This window comes from Streptomyces sp. JJ66 (assembly GCF_019303495.1).
Lineage (GTDB): Bacteria > Actinomycetota > Actinomycetes > Streptomycetales > Streptomycetaceae > Streptomyces.
Genome location: NZ_JAEVFI010000009.1, coordinates 158197 through 158992, shown reverse-complemented (window position 1 = coordinate 158992; position 796 = coordinate 158197). Strand labels below are relative to the sequence as shown.

The 796-nt window shown below is 56.4% G+C and carries 1 rRNA gene (cut by both window edges); it reads left to right on the top strand.

What is annotated here, in order from left to right:
• Positions 1–796 (top strand): 23S ribosomal RNA (locus JJV70_RS09120) (it extends past both window edges: 545 nt to the left, 1356 nt to the right).

Here is a 796-nt window from a genome sequence, read left to right as displayed (position 1 = left end):
ATTGAGTAGCGTGCCCTAGACCCGAAGCGGAGTGATCTAGCCATGGGCAGGGTGAAGCGGCTGTAAGAGGTCGTGGAGGCCCGAACCCACCAGGGTTGAAAACCTGGGGGATGACCTGTGGTTAGGGGTGAAAGGCCAATCAAACTCCGTGATAGCTGGTTCTCCCCGAAATGCATTTAGGTGCAGCGTCGTGTGTTTCTTGCCGGAGGTAGAGCACTGGATAGGCGATGGGCCTTACCGGGTTACTGACCTTAGCCAAACTCCGAATGCCGGTAAGTGAGAGCGCGGCAGTGAGACTGTGGGGGATAAGCTCCATGGTCGAGAGGGAAACAGCCCAGAGCATCGACTAAGGCCCCTAAGCGTGTGCTAAGTGGGAAAGGATGTGGAGTCGCAGAGACAACCAGGAGGTTGGCTTAGAAGCAGCCATCCTTGAAAGAGTGCGTAATAGCTCACTGGTCAAGTGATTCTGCGCCGATAATGTAGCGGGGCTCAAGTACACCGCCGAAGTCGTGTCACTCNGGGTGGGTAGGGGAGCGTCGTGTGCCGGGTGAAGCAGCCGTGTAAGCGAGTTGTGGATGGTTCACGAGTGAGAATGCAGGCATGAGTAGCGATACAAGAGTGGGAAACTCTTGCGCCGATTGACTAAGGGTTCCTGGGTCAAGCTGATCTGCCCAGGGTAAGTCGGGGCCTAAGGCGAGGCCGACAGGCGTAGTCGATGGATAACCGGTTGATATTCCGGTACCCGTTATGGAGCGTCCAGCACTGAATCTTCTGATGCTAAGGCCGTGAAGCCCCC